19 protein-coding genes are annotated in these 21,400 nt (G+C 29.3%); 16 read left to right on the forward strand and 3 right to left on the reverse strand.

All coding sequences use genetic code 11. The features are described from left to right. The 12 genes from EV144_RS11860 to EV144_RS11915 all read left to right on the forward strand — a co-directional run bounded on the left by EV144_RS11860 (position 1) and on the right by EV144_RS11915 (position 14,496). Positions 1-693, forward strand: a complete 693-nt coding sequence (locus EV144_RS11860) for a cytidylyltransferase domain-containing protein (RefSeq protein WP_134149070.1) — start codon at positions 1-3, stop codon at positions 691-693. Continuing rightward, positions 686-1,312: an HAD family hydrolase gene (locus EV144_RS11865; protein ID WP_134149071.1), complete on the forward strand. Its 627-nt coding sequence runs from the start codon at positions 686-688 to the stop codon at positions 1,310-1,312. Before EV144_RS11860 ends, EV144_RS11865 begins: the two co-directional genes overlap by 8 nt. Before the next feature lie 182 nt (positions 1,313-1,494). Next, a complete protein-coding gene (locus EV144_RS11870) occupies positions 1,495-2,952 on the forward strand; it encodes a hypothetical protein (protein WP_134149073.1) in 1,458 nt (485 codons plus the stop codon). Positions 2,953-2,967: 15 nt separating this feature from the next. Then, positions 2,968-3,990, forward strand: a complete 1,023-nt coding sequence (locus tag EV144_RS11875) for an alpha-2,8-polysialyltransferase family protein (RefSeq protein ID WP_243854659.1) — start codon at positions 2,968-2,970, stop codon at positions 3,988-3,990. An 18-nt stretch (positions 3,991-4,008) separates the two neighbouring features. Next, positions 4,009-4,965 carry a glycosyltransferase family 2 protein gene (locus EV144_RS11880; RefSeq protein WP_134149076.1) on the forward strand — a complete coding sequence of 319 codons (957 nt, stop codon included), beginning with the start codon at positions 4,009-4,011 and terminating at the stop codon, positions 4,963-4,965. 3 nt (positions 4,966-4,968) lie between these two features. Beyond that, complete coding sequence (locus EV144_RS11885; RefSeq protein ID WP_134149077.1) at positions 4,969-6,099, forward strand: O-antigen ligase family protein; 1,131 nt, start codon at positions 4,969-4,971, stop codon at positions 6,097-6,099. Then, complete coding sequence (locus tag EV144_RS11890) at positions 6,092-7,315, forward strand: glycosyltransferase family 4 protein (protein WP_134149079.1); 1,224 nt, start codon at positions 6,092-6,094, stop codon at positions 7,313-7,315. Before EV144_RS11885 ends, EV144_RS11890 begins: the two co-directional genes overlap by 8 nt. Positions 7,316-7,351: 36 nt before the next feature. Beyond that, a complete protein-coding gene (locus EV144_RS11895; protein ID WP_134149080.1) occupies positions 7,352-8,608 on the forward strand; it encodes a sialidase family protein in 1,257 nt (418 codons plus the stop codon). A gap of 33 nt (positions 8,609-8,641) precedes the next feature. Then, complete coding sequence (locus EV144_RS11900) at positions 8,642-9,754, forward strand: DUF1972 domain-containing protein (protein ID WP_134149082.1); 1,113 nt, start codon at positions 8,642-8,644, stop codon at positions 9,752-9,754. Position 9,755: 1 nt separating this feature from the next. Then, positions 9,756-11,174 (forward strand): undecaprenyl-phosphate glucose phosphotransferase, encoded by a 1,419-nt coding sequence (locus EV144_RS11905; RefSeq protein WP_134149083.1) that lies wholly within the window; start codon positions 9,756-9,758, stop codon positions 11,172-11,174. A gap of 127 nt (positions 11,175-11,301) precedes the next feature. After that, on the forward strand, positions 11,302-12,090 hold the full coding sequence (locus EV144_RS11910) for a polysaccharide biosynthesis/export family protein (RefSeq protein ID WP_134149085.1): 789 nt from the start codon (positions 11,302-11,304) through the stop codon (positions 12,088-12,090). Positions 12,091-12,105: 15 nt separating this feature from the next. After that, a complete protein-coding gene (locus EV144_RS11915; protein ID WP_134149086.1) occupies positions 12,106-14,496 on the forward strand; it encodes a GumC family protein in 2,391 nt (796 codons plus the stop codon). A gap of 93 nt (positions 14,497-14,589) precedes the next feature. Here the strand turns inward: EV144_RS11915 and EV144_RS11920 are convergent, their stop codons facing one another. Further along, positions 14,590-15,327 (reverse strand): tyrosine-protein phosphatase, encoded by a 738-nt coding sequence (locus EV144_RS11920; protein ID WP_134149088.1) that lies wholly within the window; start codon positions 15,325-15,327, stop codon positions 14,590-14,592. A 152-nt stretch (positions 15,328-15,479) separates the two neighbouring features. Between EV144_RS11920 and EV144_RS11925 the strand changes: the two genes are divergently transcribed. Further along, a complete protein-coding gene (locus tag EV144_RS11925; protein ID WP_134149090.1) occupies positions 15,480-16,664 on the forward strand; it encodes a DUF5009 domain-containing protein in 1,185 nt (394 codons plus the stop codon). Positions 16,665-16,714: 50 nt separating this feature from the next. Here the strand turns inward: EV144_RS11925 and EV144_RS11930 are convergent, their stop codons facing one another. Together EV144_RS11930 and EV144_RS11935 are read right to left on the reverse strand one after the other, a co-directional pair. After that, positions 16,715-17,116 carry a hypothetical protein gene (locus tag EV144_RS11930; protein WP_134149091.1) on the reverse strand — a complete coding sequence of 134 codons (402 nt, stop codon included), beginning with the start codon at positions 17,114-17,116 and terminating at the stop codon, positions 16,715-16,717. Positions 17,117-17,123: 7 nt separating this feature from the next. Next, positions 17,124-17,687: a hypothetical protein gene (locus EV144_RS11935; protein ID WP_134149093.1), complete on the reverse strand. Its 564-nt coding sequence runs from the start codon at positions 17,685-17,687 to the stop codon at positions 17,124-17,126. A gap of 113 nt (positions 17,688-17,800) precedes the next feature. On the opposite strand from EV144_RS11935, the gene EV144_RS11940 reads away from it, so the two are divergent. The 3 genes from EV144_RS11940 to EV144_RS11950 all read left to right on the forward strand — a co-directional run bounded on the left by EV144_RS11940 (position 17,801) and on the right by EV144_RS11950 (position 21,386). Next, a complete protein-coding gene (locus tag EV144_RS11940) occupies positions 17,801-18,964 on the forward strand; it encodes a glycosyltransferase family 2 protein (protein ID WP_134149095.1) in 1,164 nt (387 codons plus the stop codon). A gap of 84 nt (positions 18,965-19,048) precedes the next feature. Then, entirely contained in the window at positions 19,049-20,449 is a 1,401-nt protein-coding gene (locus tag EV144_RS11945) for a dihydrolipoamide acetyltransferase family protein (RefSeq protein WP_134149097.1), read from the forward strand. A 166-nt stretch (positions 20,450-20,615) separates the two neighbouring features. Beyond that, positions 20,616-21,386 (forward strand): 3'-5' exonuclease, encoded by a 771-nt coding sequence (locus EV144_RS11950; RefSeq protein WP_134149099.1) that lies wholly within the window; start codon positions 20,616-20,618, stop codon positions 21,384-21,386. Positions 21,387-21,400: the final 14 nt, after the last annotated feature.

Genomic DNA, 21,400 nt, shown 5'->3' on the forward strand with positions numbered 1-21,400 from the left:
ATGGAAACAATAAGTGTTTTTTTACCAACCAGAAAAGGGAGCGAAAGAGTATTAAATAAAAATACCAGAAAATTTTGCGATGTTAATAATGGGTTATTAGAGATAAAATTAGATCAGCTTCTAAAAACAGAATTAGTGCACGAAATTGTTTTGTCATCTAATGATGATGCTTCTTTAGAGTATGGAACTAAATTAGCTTCTAGAGAAAATAGGTTAAAGGTTATTGAGCGTCCAGATGAACTAGCATCAAGCAGTACAAATCTAATTGATTTAGTTAAATATGTTCCTTCAATATGTAATATGTCGCATATTTTATGGACACATGTTACTTCACCTTTTGTAATGTCTGAAGATTATGATAATGCAATAAAAACATATTTTCAATCTTTAGATGAGGATTATGATTCTTTAATGAGTGTAAAAACAATTCAAAACTTTTTATGGTCAAAAGAGAAGAACGACTTAATTAATAGACTAACAGATATTAAGTGGCCAAGAACGCAGGACCTAATGCCTTTGTACGAAATTGATAGCGCTTTTTTTATTGCTTCTAAAAATGTGTATTTAAAGAATGAAGATAGAATCGGACTTAAACCTTTTTTGATGGAACAGAGTGGTTATAAATCATTTGATGTTGATTGGGAACATGATTTTGATTTGGCTGAATTAATTTACAAAAGTATAAATGGATAAAATTAAAACGATCTTATGGGATTTTGACGGTGTTATAATGGATTCCATGCCAGTTCGTGATAAGGGTTTTGAAATTGTTTTGAAAAATTATCCTCAAGAACAAGTATCTCTTTTAATGGAGTATCATAGAAGTAATGGAGGGCTTTCCCGTTATAATAAGTTTAGATATTTTTTTGAAGAATTAAGGAAAGAATTGATTACAGATTCTGAAATTAAGTTACTTGCAGAACAGTTTTCGGTGGTAATGTTACAAAACCTTTTAGATGAAAGTTTATTAATAGAAGATACTGTAAAATTCATAAAAGAAAATTACACGAAGTATAATATGCATATCGTTTCTGGCTCTGATGGAGATGAATTACGACATATTTGCAAAACATTAGGATTGTCAAAATATTTTATTTCAATTAATGGTTCGCCAACTCCAAAAATAGAGTTAGTAAAGAAACTATTAGCTGATAATAACTATATAAAAGAAGAAACATGTTTGATTGGTGATTCTTTTAATGATTTAGAAGCTGCGGAAATAAATGAAATCAGTTTTATTGGTTACAATAACAATTCCTTTAAAGATTCTTATAACTATATTGATAGTTTTAGCAAACTAAAGAAAATATAACCTGAAAGCAATATTTATATCATTATTCTTTTTCTTAAATAATTCTCAAATTTAATTGATTCCAAATCAAAAAAATAATATGTGTAGACAATCAATCGATAATTTACGCAAATTAACTCATGAAATTGATGATTGTTTTATAATAATAGTTTTGGAATTGTTTAATTTTTTAAAATAATTAAGTGAAAGTATTAAATCTAAATTATAATTTAAAGAGACATAACTTTTGGAATTCTCCTACTTTAATGACATGGATGAGTTATTCAACAAAAGCTATTACTCTTGTTGGTATTTTGCCTCTTATTTTAAAAAAATTTAGCCCTGAGGATATTGTATTATGGTACTTATTCTCTACAATTATTGGAATACAATCGTTAGCGGATTTTGGATTTCGTCAAACTTTTTCAAGGATTATATCGTTTGCTTATGGTGGTGCTAAAGATTTAGGAACGTTTACAATTAAACAAGAAATAACTGAAATTAATGAATGTAATGTTGATCTTTTATCTTCTATTATAAGTACTATGATGTTTCTATATAGGAGATTAACATTGATAGTTTTTTTATTAATGGCTACAATTGGAACTTGGTCAATGGTAAAACCGGTATCTAATGTTAGTTCGCCTAACCTAGCTTGGATTGCATGGGGAATAGTTATCATGGCATCTTGTATTAGTTTTTTTTCACGTTCTTACATGAACTTTCTCGAAGGTTTAAATAAAATTGCATTAGTAAGAAGGGTCGAAACGTTAACATCTTTAGGTGCTATCATTAGTAGTATAATAGTACTATTATGGGCGCCTTCTTTATTAAATTTAGTTATTGCTAATCAATTTTGGTTAATTGTATCTTCGATAAGAGATTGGATTCTATGTAAAAACATTGATAATGGATTTTTTTCAAGATTAAATTCAAATAAACCAATCGATAGGAAGATTCTCAAACAAATTTGGGATCCTGCTTGGCGTAGCGGAATAGGAGGGTTAATGTCTGCCGGGGTAACAAATATTACATCTATTATATATGCTCAATTTGGAAATTCAGCATCTGTAGCGTCATATTTATTAGCGATTAGATTGATAACTCAAATTAGAGAGATTTCAATGGCTCCATTTTATAGCAAATTACCAATATTAGCAATATTTCGAGTTAAAAATGATATGATTTCATTGAAGGCAACAATAAAAAGAGGAATGAGATTAAGTCATTTGGTTTTTATTGCAGGGTTCATTTTAACTTCAATTTTAATCAAACCTTTTTTATTGTTAATTAATTCTGAAGTTTCATTTGTTAGTATGGGAATTTGGGCTGCATTAGGATGGGCCTTCTTTACACATCGTTTTGGGGCAATGCATATCCAAGTCTATTTAACAACTAATAATGTAATATCTCATATTGCAGATGGCATATCTGGTTTAATATTCATTATATCCTCATTAATTTTAAGTAATTATGTTGGAATATATGCAATTCCTGTAGGAATGATTTTTGGACATTTATGCTTTTATTGCTGGTTTACGGCATTATATTCTTATAAATCTTTAGGTAATGAATCTTTCTGGAATTTTGAAAAGACGGTAAGTATACCGTCCTTAATTTTACTTATTATATTTTCTATTATTTCTTTATTTTTATATTAATTATATTCTATTTGAATGAAACATGTTTTTTTAGTACATACTCACATAACTTATATTGTAGCACAAAGTATAATAGAAAACCTTTCATTGAAAAAAGAGGAAATATTTTTTATTTCTACAAGAAATTATAAAATCGATGTTACTTCGCAGATAGATTTAAATACGGAATTCGAATTGTTAAATAACACAAGTTATTCAAATTTTTTCTTAAAGTGGTACTTAATAAAGAGAATTGACGAAAAATTGAATAATGCAAATATTGATTTATATCATATTTATTTACCTCACATTGCTCATCCTCTTTTTCAAATTCTGGGGAGTAATAAAAAATGCTATAAAATAAACATAATGGAAGAAGGTTCTAATTGTTTATCATATCGTTTATATAACCCCGAAATAAATATTAAAAAGAAATTAATCTCATTAATTTTTAACAAGACAGGTCTATGGGGGCAAAATAGATATTTCAGGGTTAGCTCTAATAGTGAATTAAAATATTTTACTAAAAAAACATTACCTGTATTTTATGGTATTTCTTCAAAAAGTTTCCAATATGTTACGGATTACGAAAAGCAAGTTATTGAAATATATCAAGATCAAGTAATAAGCTCAAGACCAATACCAGACCATGCGAGTATTGTTTTGTTAGAAAGTATAATAGAACAAGATAATTTAAATAGTTCTGTTTTTTTTGACAGCATAGAATTAATGGCTAATAAATTAAATGTCGAAGAGGTTTATCTTAAATTTCATCCATATCAAAATACAGAAAATAGAAAGCAAATAATTAAAATTCTAGAAAAATATACTATTGTCAATTTAATTGAAGATGATGTAATTATGGAAAAAATATTTTTGTATACAAAGAATCTAAAAGTTTATGGTTTTACAACTTCACTTTTATTTTATGCAAAATCATTTGGACATGAAGCTTTTTCATTTGCTTATCTATGGAAAGATGATTTAAAGTATAAAAATTATACTAGATTTAATGATTTCAATATAGAAGAATTTGTTCAATCTAGAAACAACAATTAATATTTCAATAAATTATAAATGTTAACATATTGTGATGCCCAACCACTAATTTCTGTATTAATACCAACATTTAATGTAGAAAATTTTGTTGAAGAAGCCATTAGAAGTATAATGGATCAGACGTATAAAAATCTTGAAATTATTATTGTTGACGATTGCTCTACAGACAATACATATGCAATTTTATTAAATCTTGCATCCATTGATAAAAGAATAAGGCTCTTTAGAAATATAGAAAATAAAAAAATTGTAGATACTCTTAACTTTGCTATTTCACAAGCAAAAGGTGAGTACTATGCAAGGATGGATGGTGATGATATTAGTTTACCTGAAAGAATTGAAAAGCAATATTTTTTTTTATTAAATAATCCAGAAATTGATTTAGTAGGTCTTAATGTTATTATGATCAATGAAAATGGAAAGGTTATACAAGAAGAAAAATATTTGGAAAAGCATAAAGATATAGTCAGAGCAAGTAAATATGTTTCCCCAATACTTCATATCTGGCTTGCTAGAAAAAATGTTTACGATAAATTAATTAAATATAGAGTTCCAACAGTAGAAGATTATGATTTTATTTTGAGATCCATTGATAATGGGTTTGTTTTAGCAAATTTACAATCATCATTATATTTACAAAGAATTAGAAATGGAAATACTATTACTTCGTCGGGTTTGATTCAATACAAATCGATTCATTATATTAAAAAATTATCACTCGAGAGGATTATCAATGGAAATATAGATAGTCATTCTGAAGAGAATTACAATAAATTAATAACCGTATCATCACTTTCTTTATTTTTCTATAAGTTATCATCTTTTTTTCATATGAAATATCTTGAAATTAAACAGAAATATATATACCTAGCTTTATTTTTTAGATTAATATCTATTTTATTATCTCCAAAGCTTCAATTTTCTCAAATAATTTTAAGGAAAAAATATAAACAATTATTCTTTAATCTTAGTTAAATAATGCGCCAATATAAACCGTTACTCAGGAATTCTGAATTATTAATCTTTATATTAATTATACCGATAATTCAATTCTTAGAGTTTTATTTATCGGGAGCAAAAGACGTTTTAGAATATACAGTAGGGAATAGCCTTATACCTTATGTAAACATTGTTGTCTTCATTATAATTATTTATAAAAGTAGATTTGAAAAAAAGCAGTTGTTTCTCTTACTGGTATTAGTTTTTTATTCGTTATTTTTTAAAAATTCGTTTGCTAATAATGCTAGTTACATGATTAATATCGTAATTACATGTAGCTTGTTGTTGTTTTTTACGGACTCTAAGATTGAAGAATTATCGAAAAATCAAGAAAAAATATTGATTTGTTTTTCGATTTCTCTAATATTTTTATATTATTATTTTTCGTCTGAAAAATTCTATGAAGATCGTTTCTATTTAGTTGGATTTATAATTCCACATCAGTTTTCGTATTATTGTGCATTTTTGCTTTATTATTTTATAAATAAAAAAAAATTTTTAGTTACTATATTTATTGGTTTAGCAGGAATATATGTTGGTGTTAGATCTGGATTTTTGGCAATTTTGATTTCATCATTATCGTATTTTCGTACTATTAATACAAATAAAAAAGCCACGATTGTCTTTAAAATTTTATTAGCTTCTTTATTTCTATATTTAGCCATTGGATCTATAAATAATAAATCTTTTGAAAAAATTGATACACTGATTTCAAATACGTTCAATACAAATAAACAAGGTCAAGATGAATATACTGCAAGTAGAAGCATAATTTGGTTTAATTTGTTTGAGCAGGTGAAGCAAGATGGGATTTCCTTTCAAAATATTATTGGAAGAGGACCAAGATCTTCATACGAGTTTAATAATAGAAAAATTGGAGTAGCAATTTGGATGCATAATGATATATTAGATATACTTTTTTCATTAGGTGCTTTTGGTGTATTTATATATGTGTTCTCTTTTTATAAATATTTAACCACATATAAAGACCTTATTTCGCTTTTTCTTTTTCTTGTCCTAGTTTTTACAAATGGTTTTTTTACATATTCTCCATTAACTTTAATTGTATTACATCGACTTGCCCAAAATAATATTATAAATAATGCTTAAAATACTTCAAATTAATAAATATCATTATGTTAGAGGTGGTTCTGACAGTGTTTATTTTAATACTACAAATTTGCTTAAAGAACATGGACATAAAGTCATTCATTTTGCAATGGATTTTGATGAAAATGAATTATCTTCTGAATCTAGTTATTTTGCATCAAATAATGATTTTACTAAACAATCGGTAATTCAAAAAATAACGAACATGCCATCTTTTTTTTACAATAAAGACGCTGAGCAAAGATTAAAGGAATTAATTGAAGTTGAAAGGCCAGATGTAGCTCATTTGCATATTTTTTATGGAAGCCTTACCTCTTCTATTTTAAAGGTATTAAAAGAATACAAAATACCTATTGTGGTATCTGTTCATGACTATAAGTTTGTTTGTTCTGCTTATCTGTTTTTAAATAATAAAAATGAGGTTTGTGAAAAATGTGAAGGGAAAAAACATTATGAGGCTATTATAAATAAATGTGTTAAGGGGAGTAGATTATTTAGTACTATATTTGCATTAGAAGCTTACTATCGGGACTCGTTTTATCCTATACATAAAATGTTTGACCGTTTAATATTTGTAAGCAAATTTTCTGCAGTTATCCATAATAAGTACAAGAAAGAATTAAAAGATATTACTTCACATCTCTATAATTTTGATCCTTTATTGGATACTAAAATCGCCAATAATAAAAAAGGAGATTATTTCTTATATTCCGGAAGATTATCAAAAGAGAAGGGATTGAAAACATTAATACGCACATTTGCTAAATTACCTGATATTCAATTAAAAATTGCAGGTACTGGTGAGGAAATGGAATCATTAAAATCGGAAGCTACGAGTAATATTGAATTTTTAGGGTTTTTAAAAGGTGCGGAGTTACAAACAGTAATTTTAAATTCATCTTTTGTAATAACTCCATCTGAATGGTATGAAAACAATCCTATGGCTATAATAGAGGCATTGACCTTGGGAAAACCAGTAATCGGTGCTAATATTGGTGGAATACCAGAAATAGTAATAGAAAATATTTCTGGATTTCTTTTTTCTGCAGGTTCAGAAGAAGAATTGAGATCGAAAATTGTAAAAGCAGATGCATTAAGTAAAAATGATTATTTAACGTTGTCAATGACATCTAGAAAATTTGCAGAAGACCAATTTTCTCCACAAAAACATTATGAACAATTGATGAAGATATATAATGATTTAATAAATAATTAATTTTGATAAGATATTGATTTTTTTAATGATTTGAATATGATAACTACTAAATTTTGCCCAAAAATATTTCTTTTACTATTTAATGTGTTAGTTTTTTTTTCATCATGCGATGATATATTTGTAACCAAAAAAGAGTATACAGAAACTTCTAGACCACCAGTCTCAGACTCAATTAGCGTACACGATGATTATACATCTCTAGAAAGTGATTATGAAGCTAGAGCTACATTTCAATATAATGAAATGAGTAATCCTAACGATAAAATAAGAGGATGGCAGGGTTGTCCAAGCATAGGAATTAAAAATAATAAAATATTTGTTGCTTGGTATGGGGGAGAAAAGGGAGAATTACCAGGAAACTATATTGTGCTGTCAATAAGTGAGAATATGGGACAAACATGGCTCCCAAATAAATTATTAATTTCTCCTTCTGAAAATTCCTTAAGAATGATAGATCCTTCATTTTGGAATGACAAATTTAATGATCTCAATTTAACATGGACAAAAACTGAAGGGGTTTGGGATTTTGGTGCAGGAGGTGTTTGGAAGGTAAAGATTAGAGAAGTTAACAATGAAATTCAAATCACTAAACCAATTAGACTTTTTAATGGTGTAATGAATGTTAAACCTACAATTTTAGGAACTGATAATTCTACAATTATTTTTCCTGTTTCTGCTTGGAATCTTGGAGTTTTTGATGAAAAAGGGAATTATATAGTTTCTAAGGACTATAATGGAGCATACATTTATAATGGTTACTACAATGGAAAAGGAGAGCTTATTGGTCCATCTTTTTTTTCTAAAATAAATCTTAATAATTCAATAAGATCTTATGATGAACACATGATAGTTGCCTTAGACGAAAATTATCTAATATGTATGTTAAGGACCACCGATGGAATTTATACTACAAAAAGTTTCGATGGAGGTAAATCGTGGGAAACTCCTATAAAGTATAATGATCTTGGACCAACTACATCTAGTAGATTTTTCTTTGGAAAATTAAAATCTGGAAATCTTTTGTTTGTTTTAAACAATAGTTTAACTAGGAATAAATTAACTGCTTTTTTATCGACAGATAATGGAAAAACATGGCCCTATAAATTATTATTAGATAGTAGAGAGGTTTCATATCCGGATGTGGCACAAAATGAAGAAGGAGAGATTTGTGTTGTTTATGATAGATCACGACCATATTTTGGTGAAATTTTATTTTTGAAATTTACTGAAGAAGATATTATAACTGGTAATATTAATAATCTGACTCCTAGAGTCATAAGTAAATTAAAATAGAGATATATTTTGAGCGCTTTTAATTAAAAAACAATGAAAATTGCAATAATAGGAACAAGAGGAATTCCTAACCATTATGGTGGTTTTGAACAATGTGCTGAATATTTAGCCCTAGGACTAGTAAAAAGAGGTTTTGAGGTTATTGTGTATAATTCTCATAATCACCCTTATCAGGAAAAAGTGTGGAATGGAGTGCAAATAATTCACTGTTACGACCCTGAACATACATTGGGTACGGCCGGACAGTTTATTTATGATTTAAACTGTATCTTGAATGTTAGGAAACAAAATTGTGCTATCGTTTTACAATTAGGTTATACGAGTAGTTCTGTTTGGGGTTGGTTAATGCCTAAAAAAGTGGTGGTGACTACTAATATGGATGGTTTAGAATGGAAGAGAACAAAATATTCTAATAAAGTAAAAAAGTTTTTGCGATATGCTGAATCTCTTGGGATTAAATACAGTGATCATCTTATTTCAGACTCTATCGGTATACAGAATTATTTAAAAGAAACATATAATAAAAGCTCTACTTATATTGCTTATGGGGCAACACTTTTTGAGAATAATGATAGCGAAATTCTTAAAAGCTACAATTTGGAGCCCAATAAATACGATATGCTAATAGCTAGATTAGAACCAGAAAATAGTATTGAAATTATTTTAGATGGTGTTGCAAAGGCTAATTTATCACGTCCGTTTTTAATTATTGGTAATCACGAGACCTCTTATGGAACCTATTTGAAAAATAAATTTTCTAAAAATTCACAGATTAAATTTATTGGAGGAATCTATAATATTGATATATTGAATAATTTACGGTATTATTCAAATATTTATTTTCATGGACATACAGTAGGTGGTACAAATCCATCTTTGTTAGAAGCTATGGCTTCAAATAGTTTAATTTGTGCAAATGACAATGATTTTAATCGTTATATTTTGTCTGATGATGCAATTTATTTTAAGGATGCAAATGATGTTACTCTTAATTTATTAGATACGATTTATACTGAAAATCGTTTTCAAGCAATGTTAATTGAAAACAAAAAGAAAATCATTAATATTTATGATTGGGAAATCATTGTTGATGAATATGCAAAACATTTTATAGATATAACAAAAACAAGGCAGCTTTCAAATTGATATGAAAATTTTAAATGAATTATCTCAATTTCACTTTTCCCGCTATTTCAAGCTTTTGTTTGTTATTTGGGATGTTATCTTATTAAATCTAGCAATTGTTTTATCCGCGCTTTTAAGATTCGGCAACTTAGAGAAGCTTTTTTTAAAAGAAGTGCAAACGGTTTCATTATTGGCAAATTTAATTTGGATCGGATTACTATTATATCGTGATTCATATAGAATAATAAGGATAGAGCCTATAGAATCAATACTAAGAAGAACAATTAAAAAAATAATCTTTCATGCAGCCTTAACTGCTGTTTTTGTTGTTTTTTTAAAATATTCAGATATATCAAGACTTAGATTGGTCTATTTTTATATTTTTTTCTTTACCTTATTAATGGTGTCTCGATACTTATCAATGAAACTTTTGAAATATATTAGATCTCAAGGGTATAATTTTAGAAATTTTATTATAATTGGCGCAAACGATACTGGTGAGCGAATGCGTAAAATTTTGGCAAAAGATTTAACATATGGTTATCGATTTTTAGGTTTTTTTGATGAAAGAACTGATAATTTTGCTTTTATTTCCTCACCAGTTTTAGGAGGATTTGGTGCTATTGAGGATTTTATTGTGAATAAAGAAGTTGATGAAATGTATGTTGCATTACATATTGATAATATTACTATCATTAACAAATTAATAGAAATTTGCGAGCATCATATGGTTCGAATTAAATTTATTCCAGATTTTCAATTGTATACAAAATCAAATAAGGTCGAAATGTCATTTTATGAAAATACGCCCGTACTTATGTTTCGTCCTGAACCTTTAGAGTTTACAGTAAATCGACTTTTGAAAAAAGTATTTGATATTTGCTTTTCTCTTGCAGTGATATTATTAGTATTTCCATGGTTGTTTCCGATTGTTATGTTGCTCATTAAATTGGAGTCTCAAGGACCAATTTTTTTTCAACAAGAGCGATCAGGAAGAGATAATAGAAGTTTTAAATGCTTGAAATTTAGAAGTATGCGTGTAAATAATTTATCTGATAAAAAACAAGCTAGAAAAGGAGATAGCAGGGTAACTCGTTTTGGATCATTTATTAGAAAGACTAGTATAGACGAACTTCCTCAGTTTTTTAATGTATTTTGGGGCGATATGTCGGTTGTCGGACCTAGACCACACATGGTAAATCATACTAAACAATATACCGAATTAATAAATAATTACTTAGTAAGGCAATATGCAAAGCCAGGAATTACTGGATGGGCTCAAGTGAATGGATATCGTGGTGAAACAAGAGAGCTTATTGACATGGAAAATAGAGTAGAATATGATATTTGGTATATCGAAAATTGGAGTTTATTATTAGATATAAAAATTATTATAAAAACTATCATAAATGTATTTAAAGGAGAAGAGAATGCATATTAGTTCTTCTTGGTAACTTAAAATAAAGATTCTTACAGATTTTAGCTGTTTAGTTTGTAAGTACAAAATGCTAATCCAGGTAAAAATAAAGTTTTTAAATTCCTATATTTGCCAGCTTAAATTAAATCTAATGACATTAAAACCTTCTTTTTTTATAAAAAACGTCAGTTTTTTATTATTTTTATTCTTATTGTTTTCGTGTGGCTCAAAAAAAAACATAGTGTATTATCAGAATATCGATGCTATGGCTTCAGTGAAGGATAATAATTATGAAGTTAAAATTCAGCCAGATGATTTGTTAATGATTATTGTTTCAGCTGACGATCCTGAAGTTGCTTTGCCTTTTAATTTAAAGACCTACAGTATTGCTTCTTCAAATAGATTAGATGTAACTAGAGGGCAGGAAACCGTTCAGTTATATTTGGTTGATCAAGGTGGCAATATTGAGTTTCCAGTAATAGGGAAATTAAATATTGCTGGACTAACAAGAACAGAAGTCCTTAAGCTGATGCAGAATAAGATTGGTGCGTATATTAAAAACCCAATTTTAAATCTTCGTATCATGAATTTTAAGATTTCGTTACAAGGAGAAGTTAATTTGCCAGGTACATATCCGATAAATTCTGAAAGAGTGACTTTAATTGAAGCCCTTAGTATGGCTAAAGATTTAACAATATATGGTAAAAGAGATAACATTTTGGTAATTAGAGAAACTAATGGAATAAAGTCATTTAATAGAGTAGATATAACAAAATCTGACTTTATCAATTCTCCTTTTTATTATTTATCTCAAAATGATGTCGTATATGTTGAGCCTAACAAAACAAAAGTAAATTCTTCCGTTGTTGGTCCTAATACATCTGTAATTATATCTGCAGTATCTATATTAGTATCACTATCAGTCTTAATCTTTAAATAAAATTAGAACAATAAAATGCAAAAAAAAGATTTTTATAAAAGCAATAAAGATGAAGACATCGAGGACATTAATCTTAGAGAGCAAATTGATAAATATTTAATACATTGGCGGTGGTTTTTGATTAGTATTATTATTTGTCTTATTGGAGCATTCTTATATTTGCGTTATACAACTCCTGCTTATGAAGCAAGTACTACCATATTAGTAAAAGATGAAAAAAAAGGAGGAATGCTCTCTGAATTATCTGCTTTTGCTGATTTAGGATTAGGAGGAAGTATGAAGAATAATGTAGATAATGAAATTGAAATTTTAAAATCACGAACATTAGTTGAAAGTACTATAAATGAATTAGATCTTAATGTTGCTTTATATGTAGAAGGAAAAGTGGTGGATCGTGATATTTATGCAGATACACCTATAAAAGCTTATTTTTTTAATAAAACAGATAAATTTAACGAAACGGATGTTATTTTAAACTGTAAACTTTTGAATTCAAATTCTTTTCAATTACAGGTTGAAGGAGAAAATGAAAAAAATGAAAATTTTATTATACCTAAAAAGAGTCAGTTTAAGTATGGCGAAAAAATAGCTACGAAGGTGGGAAATTTAGTTGTTACTAAAACTTCTTTTTTTGGAAAAAATCACACAGGAAGGTATAAAGCTATCAAAATTGTTGTTATTTCATTGGATGAATTAACAGAAGATTTTAGGAAAAAATTAAAGGTAGAGCCAATTAGTAAAACTAGTAGTGTTGTTAATATTTCAATTTCTGATCCGGTATCAAAAAAAGCAGAAGATTTTTTGGATAATATGATTCAGATTTATAATGAAGATGCTGCTGAAGATAAAAATTTTATTTCTGAAAACACTTCCAAATTTATTGCAAGTAGATTAGCTTTAATTGCTCAGGAATTAGATGGGGTTGAGCAAGATGTTGAGACTTTTAAAAAAGCAAATAAATTAACTGATATTGAATCAGACGCTAAGCTTTTTATAGAAGGTTCAAGCGAATATGATAAAAAAGGAGTAGAAACCGAAATTCAATTAAATGTAGTTTCCTCATTACTGGACTTTATTAAAAAAAGTACTAATTCAGATTTACTGCCATCCAATATGATAACGGAAACTGGAGATGCATCTGGATTAATCAGTTCCTATAATCAATTAGTTCTAGATCGTAATAGAATTCTAAAATCGGCTACAATAGAAAATCCTTCAGTTGTAAAATTAGATCAACAGATAAATTCTTTAAAATCAAATGTTGCAACAAGTTTAAGACGTATGCAGTCTAATTTGCAAATTCAAAATCGCGATATAAAAAGTCAAGAAGGAATTTTGAACAGCAAAATTGGTAAAATTCCTGTTCAAGAACGTCAGTTTAGAGTAATTGCTAGGCAGCAAAAAGTTAAAGAAGAGTTATATTTATATTTATTACAAAAACGAGAAGAGACAGCTATTTCGCTAGCGGCTACTGAGCCGAATGCACGTGTTATAGACGTTGCAAAAGCGGATAAAAAACCCTTAAGTCCCAAGAAAAAAATCATTTACTTTGCGGGTTTATTGCTAGGTTTACTGATTCCTTTCGGAGTTATTTATGCGGACGAGTTATTAGATACAAAAATTAAAAGTAAATTAGATTTAGAAGGGAAAACACAAATTCCGTTTATTGGAGATGTGCCTACTTCAGATGATATTGCAGAATTAATTAAATCAGAAAGTAGGACGAGTTCTGCAGAGGCAATACGAATCGTAAGGACCAACCTTGAGTTCATGCTTACAAAAGTTCCTGATGGAATTGCTAAAACTATTTTTGTTACCTCTACTTTCCCATCTGAAGGTAAAACTTTTATATCAGTAAACTTAGCTGCTACTTTTGCACTTTCCGGAAGAAAGGTTTTATTAATTGGAGCAGATATTAGAAATCCAAAATTCGGTGAATATATTGATGTTCCAAGTTTAGGGTTGACTAACTATTTGTCTTCTCATGATAAGGATGTCAATGATTTCATTTTCAAGCATAAAGGGTATGAAAATTTCTTTATTCTTCCTTCTGGAATAATTCCGCCAAATCCGGCTGAATTATTAATGGGGAAAAAGGTAGGTGAGCTTTTTGATCAACTTAAAAAAGTTTATGACTATATCATTGTAGATACAGCACCTGTAAGCTTAGTTACAGATACATTATTAATAGCTAAAAATGCAGATACATTTGTATATGTAATGCGTGCAAATGTATTAGAAAAACGAATGCTAAACATTGCTAATACTTTCTACAAAGAAAAGAAACTTCCAAATATGTGTATTGTTCTTAATGATACGGACTCTACAAAAGGTTATGGCTATGGTTATGGTTATGGTGTAAGAGAAGAGAAAAAACCTTGGTACAAAAAAATATTCTCCAAATAGAGAAGGAAACATAAAGTATAAAAAAAAGCGGTTCAAACATTTGAACCGCTTTTTTTTATACTTTATAAGTTAGTTGTAATATATTACTTTGATTTAAAATTTAAAAAACTGATTGTTTGCTATAATTTCTTTTAAAACTGGTAAACTGTCAATTTTTATTTTTTGATTGAAAGATGCAATGTGATTATTATGATGAACATCAGTTCCAACAAAATCATACATTCCTTTTTTTAGAAGTTGTTCAGCAACTTTGGTAATTTCACCACCATAGTATCCAACTACTGCAAGTAAATTTAATTGAAACAGACATCCAGCTTTTTTTAATTTATCATATTCATTAAGGTTTTTATGATAAAACAAATATCTTTCAGGATGTGCTAAAACTGGAATATATCCTGCTACCTGTAAATCAAAAAGTATTTTATACAATTGAACAGGAGCATTCATGTATGACATTTCTACCAATACATAATTATCTTTTAAAGTTAAAAGTTTTTCATTTTGGAAATGACTTTCAAACCAATCATCCATGAAATATTCTGCTGCAGCCTGAAATGGAATTTTGATATTCTCGCTTTCTAATAAAATTTTGGTTTCTGCATGTTTTGAAATAATAGCCTCAGGCGAATTATTCCAAATATAATGACTGATATGAGGTGTTGTGATAAATTGAGCTATTCCCATTTCCTGAAAAGATGTCGCCAGCTTAGTTGTATCAGCTATATTTTTTGCCCCATCGTCAATTCCTGGTAATAAGTGGGAATGAATATCAACAAAATCTCCAGACAGAAGATCTTTTAAGTACGGTTTGGATTTTAAGAATGATAACATGGGCGCAAAAGTAAATAAAATAGATAGTATTTTGTAAGATTAAGTGAATGATTTTTTTCTAAAGTAATTTGATGTCAGATTTATTATAGAAATCAAGTATGATATTATATCGATTATTTTATATTTGTCTTTACCACTAATCTTAATAATTTATGAAAATAAAAGAGAATTTATACAATCAAAGAATCATTTCTATAGATGCTTTGCGCGGAATTACCATTTTTGTAATGATTTTTGTAAATGAGCTTGCAAGTATTAAAAACGTTCCGCAATGGATGAAGCACATGCCGGCTGATGCTGATGCAATGACCTTTGTTGATGTTGTTTTTCCTGCATTTTTGTTTATTGTTGGAATGTCGATTCCATTTGCTTTTAATGCTAGATTGTTGAAGGGAGATAGTTGCAGAATAATTTGGACTCATACTTTAAAAAGAGCTTTGGCCTTAATTATCATTGGGGTATATATGGTAAATGCCGAATATGGTTATGATGCTTCTAAAATGGTTATCGCTCCTGCATTTTGGGGACTTTTTGCTTACGCAATGCCAATTCCGATTTGGAATAAATATGCTAAAGATTTTCCTGTCTGGATAAAAAACACACTGCAATATGGTGGAATGGCAGTTTTGATAGTACTTTATTTTTTATATGTTCAAGATAATGGTGAAATGGGAATGACGCCAAAATGGTGGGGAATTTTAGGTCTGATAGGCTGGGCATATCTTTTTACAGTAGTTTACTACTGGCTGGTTTCAGGAAAATTATGGGCAATGATTTTATTCTTGATTGTTTGTGTCGTTGCTAACTCAATAAATCTGACCGAAGGAATAGTAAAATTGCCTTGGTTCAGTTTCATTGCAGGGCATCTAACACATGCTTCGGTAGTAACAGCAGGCGTAGTTATTTCATTATTGTTTTTTGATCGAAAAATCGTTCCAAAAATTAATTGGGCGGTAATAGGTTTTGCAGTACTCTTTTTTGTTACAGCTTATTTCTTAAGGCCTTATTATGGAATTTCAAAAATAAAAGGAACACCATCTTGGACAATGTTTTCGGCTGCGATTTGTACCGTTTTATTTTATTTTCTTTATTGGTTAATGGAAATTAAAAAACAAACTAAATGGAGCGATTTCTTTATGCCAGCCGCGGCAAACCCATTGTTGATTTACATTTTACCGGGTGTTATTTATTATTTTAACCTGGCATTCCATATTCATATAATTCCAGATTATTTTCGCGAAGGAGTTCCGGGAATAATATGGTCATTGGTGTTTTCGACAATAATGTTATTTGTCATGAAAATTTGCAATAAATATAAAATTCAATTGCATTTATAGAAAAAATAATTTTTAAGGTTTCAGGTTTTGTTTCGCTTGAAACCTTTTTTTTATCTCAAACGTCTAAACGCAATTGGGCCAGTTCTTTTTTTGTTGTCTATAAAAGTTCCCTCAAGTGTGTTTCCGTCAGATGATAATGTCAAAGTATGAGTTCCTTGTGTTGCCCAGCCTTCAATCGGTAAGGTTACATCCACAGTGTAAATTATTGTATTACCAGTTCTTGTGCCGGTACCACTTTCTACAAATTTTTGTCCTTTCCATTCTAAATAATGTGAAAAAATAATCTTTCCGTCTTGTTCGGAAATAATAGCAACAGCATTCTGGACACCGGAATTTATGTCTTCCCAAACGCCATTTATATCTGTTTTTTGGACAACTGATTTTTCCTGACAAAAACTCAAATTTGATATTAATAATAAGAAGAATAAAAATATGTAAATTTTGTTTTTCATATAAATCTTAGTTTTGAATTATAACTGATTTTATTTCCAGTAAAGATCCAGAAATAGGATTGTAATTCACAAAATTAAATTTACAAAGATTATGGATATTCAAAAGTTTTCCGTTAGATAAACCATCTTGTCGAAAATCAGTCCACGAAATTTTTATCGTTGTAAATTTGTTGGGAGAAGCCGGCAAATCAACTCTTGGGTGAGAACCACCGTGTACACAGCCAGTTCCTTCTTCGTTTCCTTCACGAGCTTGCAATTTAATAAGTTGCGAAGATTTATAAGTAATGCTCACAAATTTTGAGCTGCTGGATAAATCAGTTGCGATTCCATCATTAGATTCAGATGCAGTAATCATAACATTCAATTCAATTTCTTTGATCGGATTATCATTTGCAGTTACGCGAACAATTCCTTCTTTTTGGCGAATCATATTGATTGTTTCCTGGCTTTCTTTTGAAGGTCCGGCAATGTACCAATAATTTGATTTTACTAGATTTGTAGCATCTTTCATTTCGGAAAAACCCGAAGTAAGAAAAAGAATTACAAAAACAGAAATTGATAGACGAATCATACTCAGAAATTTATATTCAATTTCAAATATACTCTTCTGAAAATTAATTCAATTTATTCTCTTGCAATTGTTTTAATTTTTAACTTTCCCAAAAATCAAGAAACCAAGCTTTCATGCAATTATCTGTTATTATTCTCAATTACAATGTGCGTTATTTTCTGGAACAATGCATTTTAAGTGTTCGGGAAGCGCTTTCTGATATTGAGGGCGAAATTATCGTAATTGACAATAATTCGACTGATGAAAGTTGTTTGATGATGAAAGAGCGATTTCCGCAAATAAAATTAATTCAGAATAAAGAAAATTTTGGTTTCCCAAAAGGGAATAATATCGGAGTTGAGCAAGCAAAAGGAAAATACATTTGCATACTTAATCCCGATACGATTGTCGCCGAAGACACCTTTGTCAAGATTTTGGCTTTCGCCGAAAGGCAGACTAATTTAGGAATTATTGGATGTAAATTAATTGACGGAACAGGTCATTTTCTGCCAGAAAGTAAACGCGGTGTACCAACTCCTTGGGTTTCTTTTACAAAGATTTTTGGTCTCTATAAAGTTTTTCCAAAATGGAATATTTTTAATCAATATTATGCGCAGCACATTTCTGAAAACGAAACTGGAAAAGTAGACATCTTAGTTGGTGCGTTTATGTTGATGCAGCGTAATTTATATCTCGAATTAAAAGGTTTCGACGAAAATTGTTTTATGTATGCAGATGATATTGATCTTTCGTATCGTGCACTCTTAAAACAAAAAGAAAATTATTATTTTCACGAAACAACTGTTTTGCATTATAAAGGCGAAAGTACCGTAAAAGACGAAAAATACATGCAGCGCTTTCAGGAAGCCATGACATTTTTTTATCAAAAACATTTTAAGAAATCATTGTTTTTTTCTGTCTTTATTAAAATAGGAATTGTCTTTTTTTCGTTTATCAAAATGTTTCAGGGGAAAATAAAAGGCAAACCAGATCCGGAAAGTTATGTTTTGTATTCTTTAGATGTTAAAATGTTTGAAAAATTGTCTTCAATTTTCAAAAATAAAGTAATCATTTCTGATTTCAAAAAAGAAAAAATGGTAAATTCGTCCCTGATTTTTAAGGGTAAAAGAGTAGAGATTATTTTGGATAATCAGTATGTTTCATTCAAAAAATGTATTAAAATCATAGAAACTCTTAGAGATAAGAGTATTACTTTTAAAGTTTTCCCCAAAAGCACGAATTTTATTATTGGAAGCAATTCAAGAAATGACAGGGGTCAAATTATAAAAATTGAGTAAAAAATTATATTAAATATAATTTATGTTTAAAATATTCAGTAATTTCGCAATCTGAAAATCAAAATCACCTTTGAGGTTAACAATATGGCAAGATTTGAATTGAAACTTCCTAAAATGGGAGAAAGTGTAGCTGAAGCAACCATTACAAACTGGTTGAAAGAAGTTGGAGATAAAATTGAAGCAGACGAAGCGGTACTAGAAATAGCAACTGATAAAGTTGACAGCGAAGTACCTAGTGAAGTATCTGGAATTTTGGTTGAGCAATTATTTGGTAAAGATGATTTAGTTCAGGTTGGACAGACTATTGCAATTATCGAAACTGAAGGAGGTGTTGAAATCTCTTCATCATTTTTGGTTGATAAAATAGTAGAAGAAACTCCGATTCCTGCTGAAGCTGTAGAAATCGAAAAAACGATTGAAGCAGTAAAAGAAACTACAGCTGCAACTCCAGAAGATTTTTCTGGATCAGATAAATTCTTTTCTCCATTAGTTAAAAATATTGCAAAAGAAGAAAATGTTTCAATCGCTGAGTTAGAAAGTATTCAGGGTTCAGGAAAAGATGCAAGAGTTACGAAAGAAGATATTTTAAAATATGTTGAAGATCGTAAATCTGGTGTAATAGCGACTCCTGAAGTGGTAGTTGAGGCTGTGAAAGAAACTACTAATGAAAGCAAACCAGAAACTATAAAAGAAACAGTAAAAGAAAACACACCGCAAAAAGCAATAGAGCCGGTAGCTCAAAAAAGTCATCAGGCAGTTCCGGTTTCTGTAAATGGAGGTGATGAAATCATCGAAATGGACAGAATGCGTAAATTGATTTCAGGATACATGGTGGCTTCTGTGCAGACTTCTGCTCACGTACAATCTTTTATTGAAGTTGATGTTACCAACATTGTAAAATGGAGAGAAAAAGTTAAAACGGCTTTTGAGAAAAGAGAAGGCGAGAAGCTTACTTTTACTCCAATTATGATGGAAGCTGTTGCAAAAGCATTAAAAGATTTTCCGGGTATGAATATTTCTGTTGATGGAGATTACATCATCAAAAAGAAAAATATCAATTTAGGAATGGCTGCAGCTTTACCAAACGGAAATTTAATTGTACCTGTTATTAAAAATGCAGATCAGTTAAATCTTGTTGGAATGGCAAAAGCGGTTAACGATCTGGGTAATCGTGCAAAAGCAGGAAAATTAAAACCAGACGATACACAAGGTGGTACTTACACAGTAACTAATGTGGGGACTTTTGGAAGTGTTTTTGGTACGCCAATTATTAATCAGCCTCAAGTTGGAATTTTAGCTCTTGGTGCAATTCGTAAAGTTCCGGCAGTTATCGAAACTCCAGAAGGCGATTTCATAGGAATTCGTCAAAAAATGTTCTTATCACATTCTTACGATCATAGAGTTGTAGATGGTGCATTAGGTGGAAGTTTCGTGAAAAGAGTAGCAGAATATTTAGAAGCTTTTGATATAGATAGAGACTTTTAAAACTGTCTTTTTTTATAAATAATGAACCCTTTTAGCTTTTTAAATGCTAAAAGGGTTTTCTTTTACTGTTATTATTGCTTTTACAATGATTATCCTCAACTTTCTGAAAAAAAAGGGCGAAATTCGGCTTTAAAATTTATATTTGTAAACTTATTAAAATACAAAAATGGAACTCAAACTCAACAAACCAATTTGCTTTTTCGATCTTGAAACCACTGGTATTGACATCGGAAAAGACAGGATAGTAGAAATTTCAATATTTAAAGTTTTTCCAAACGGAAATAAAGAAAGCAAAACTTGGTTAGTGAATCCAACGATTCCAATTCCTCCACAAACTACAGCCGTTCACGGTATTACTGATGAAAAAGTAGCAAATGAACCTACTTTTAATGAATTAGCCCCGCAAATTCATAATATGATAAAAGACAGTGATTTAGGAGGATTTAATTCAGATCGTTTTGATATTCCATTATTGGCAGAAGAATTGCTAAGAGCAGGAGTAGATTTTGATATGAAAAATAAAGTTTCTGTAGATGTTCAGACTATTTTTCATAAAATGGAAGAGCGTACCTTGAGTGCGGCTTTGAAATTCTACTGCGGAAAAAGTTTAGAAAACGCACATTCAGCAGAAGCAGATACAATGGCGACTTACGAAATCCTAAAAGCACAGTTAGATCGTTACCCGGAATTAGAAAATGATATGAAATCATTATCTGAATTTACAACCCGTAAAAAAATAGCTGATTTTGCAGGAATGATCGCTTTTGATAAAGACAATGAGGAGATTTTTACCTTCGGAAAACACAAAGGTGCGAAAGTGGATAAAGTATTAGAAACAGAACCGGGCTATTTTAGCTGGATTCAAAATGCTGATTTTCCTTTATACACCAAAAAGGTATTAACGGCAATTAAATTAAGAAAATTAAATACGAAATAAGGTTCTGAGTTTCT

This window comes from Flavobacterium sp. 270 (assembly GCF_004368785.1).
Classification (GTDB): Bacteria; Bacteroidota; Bacteroidia; order Flavobacteriales; family Flavobacteriaceae; genus Flavobacterium.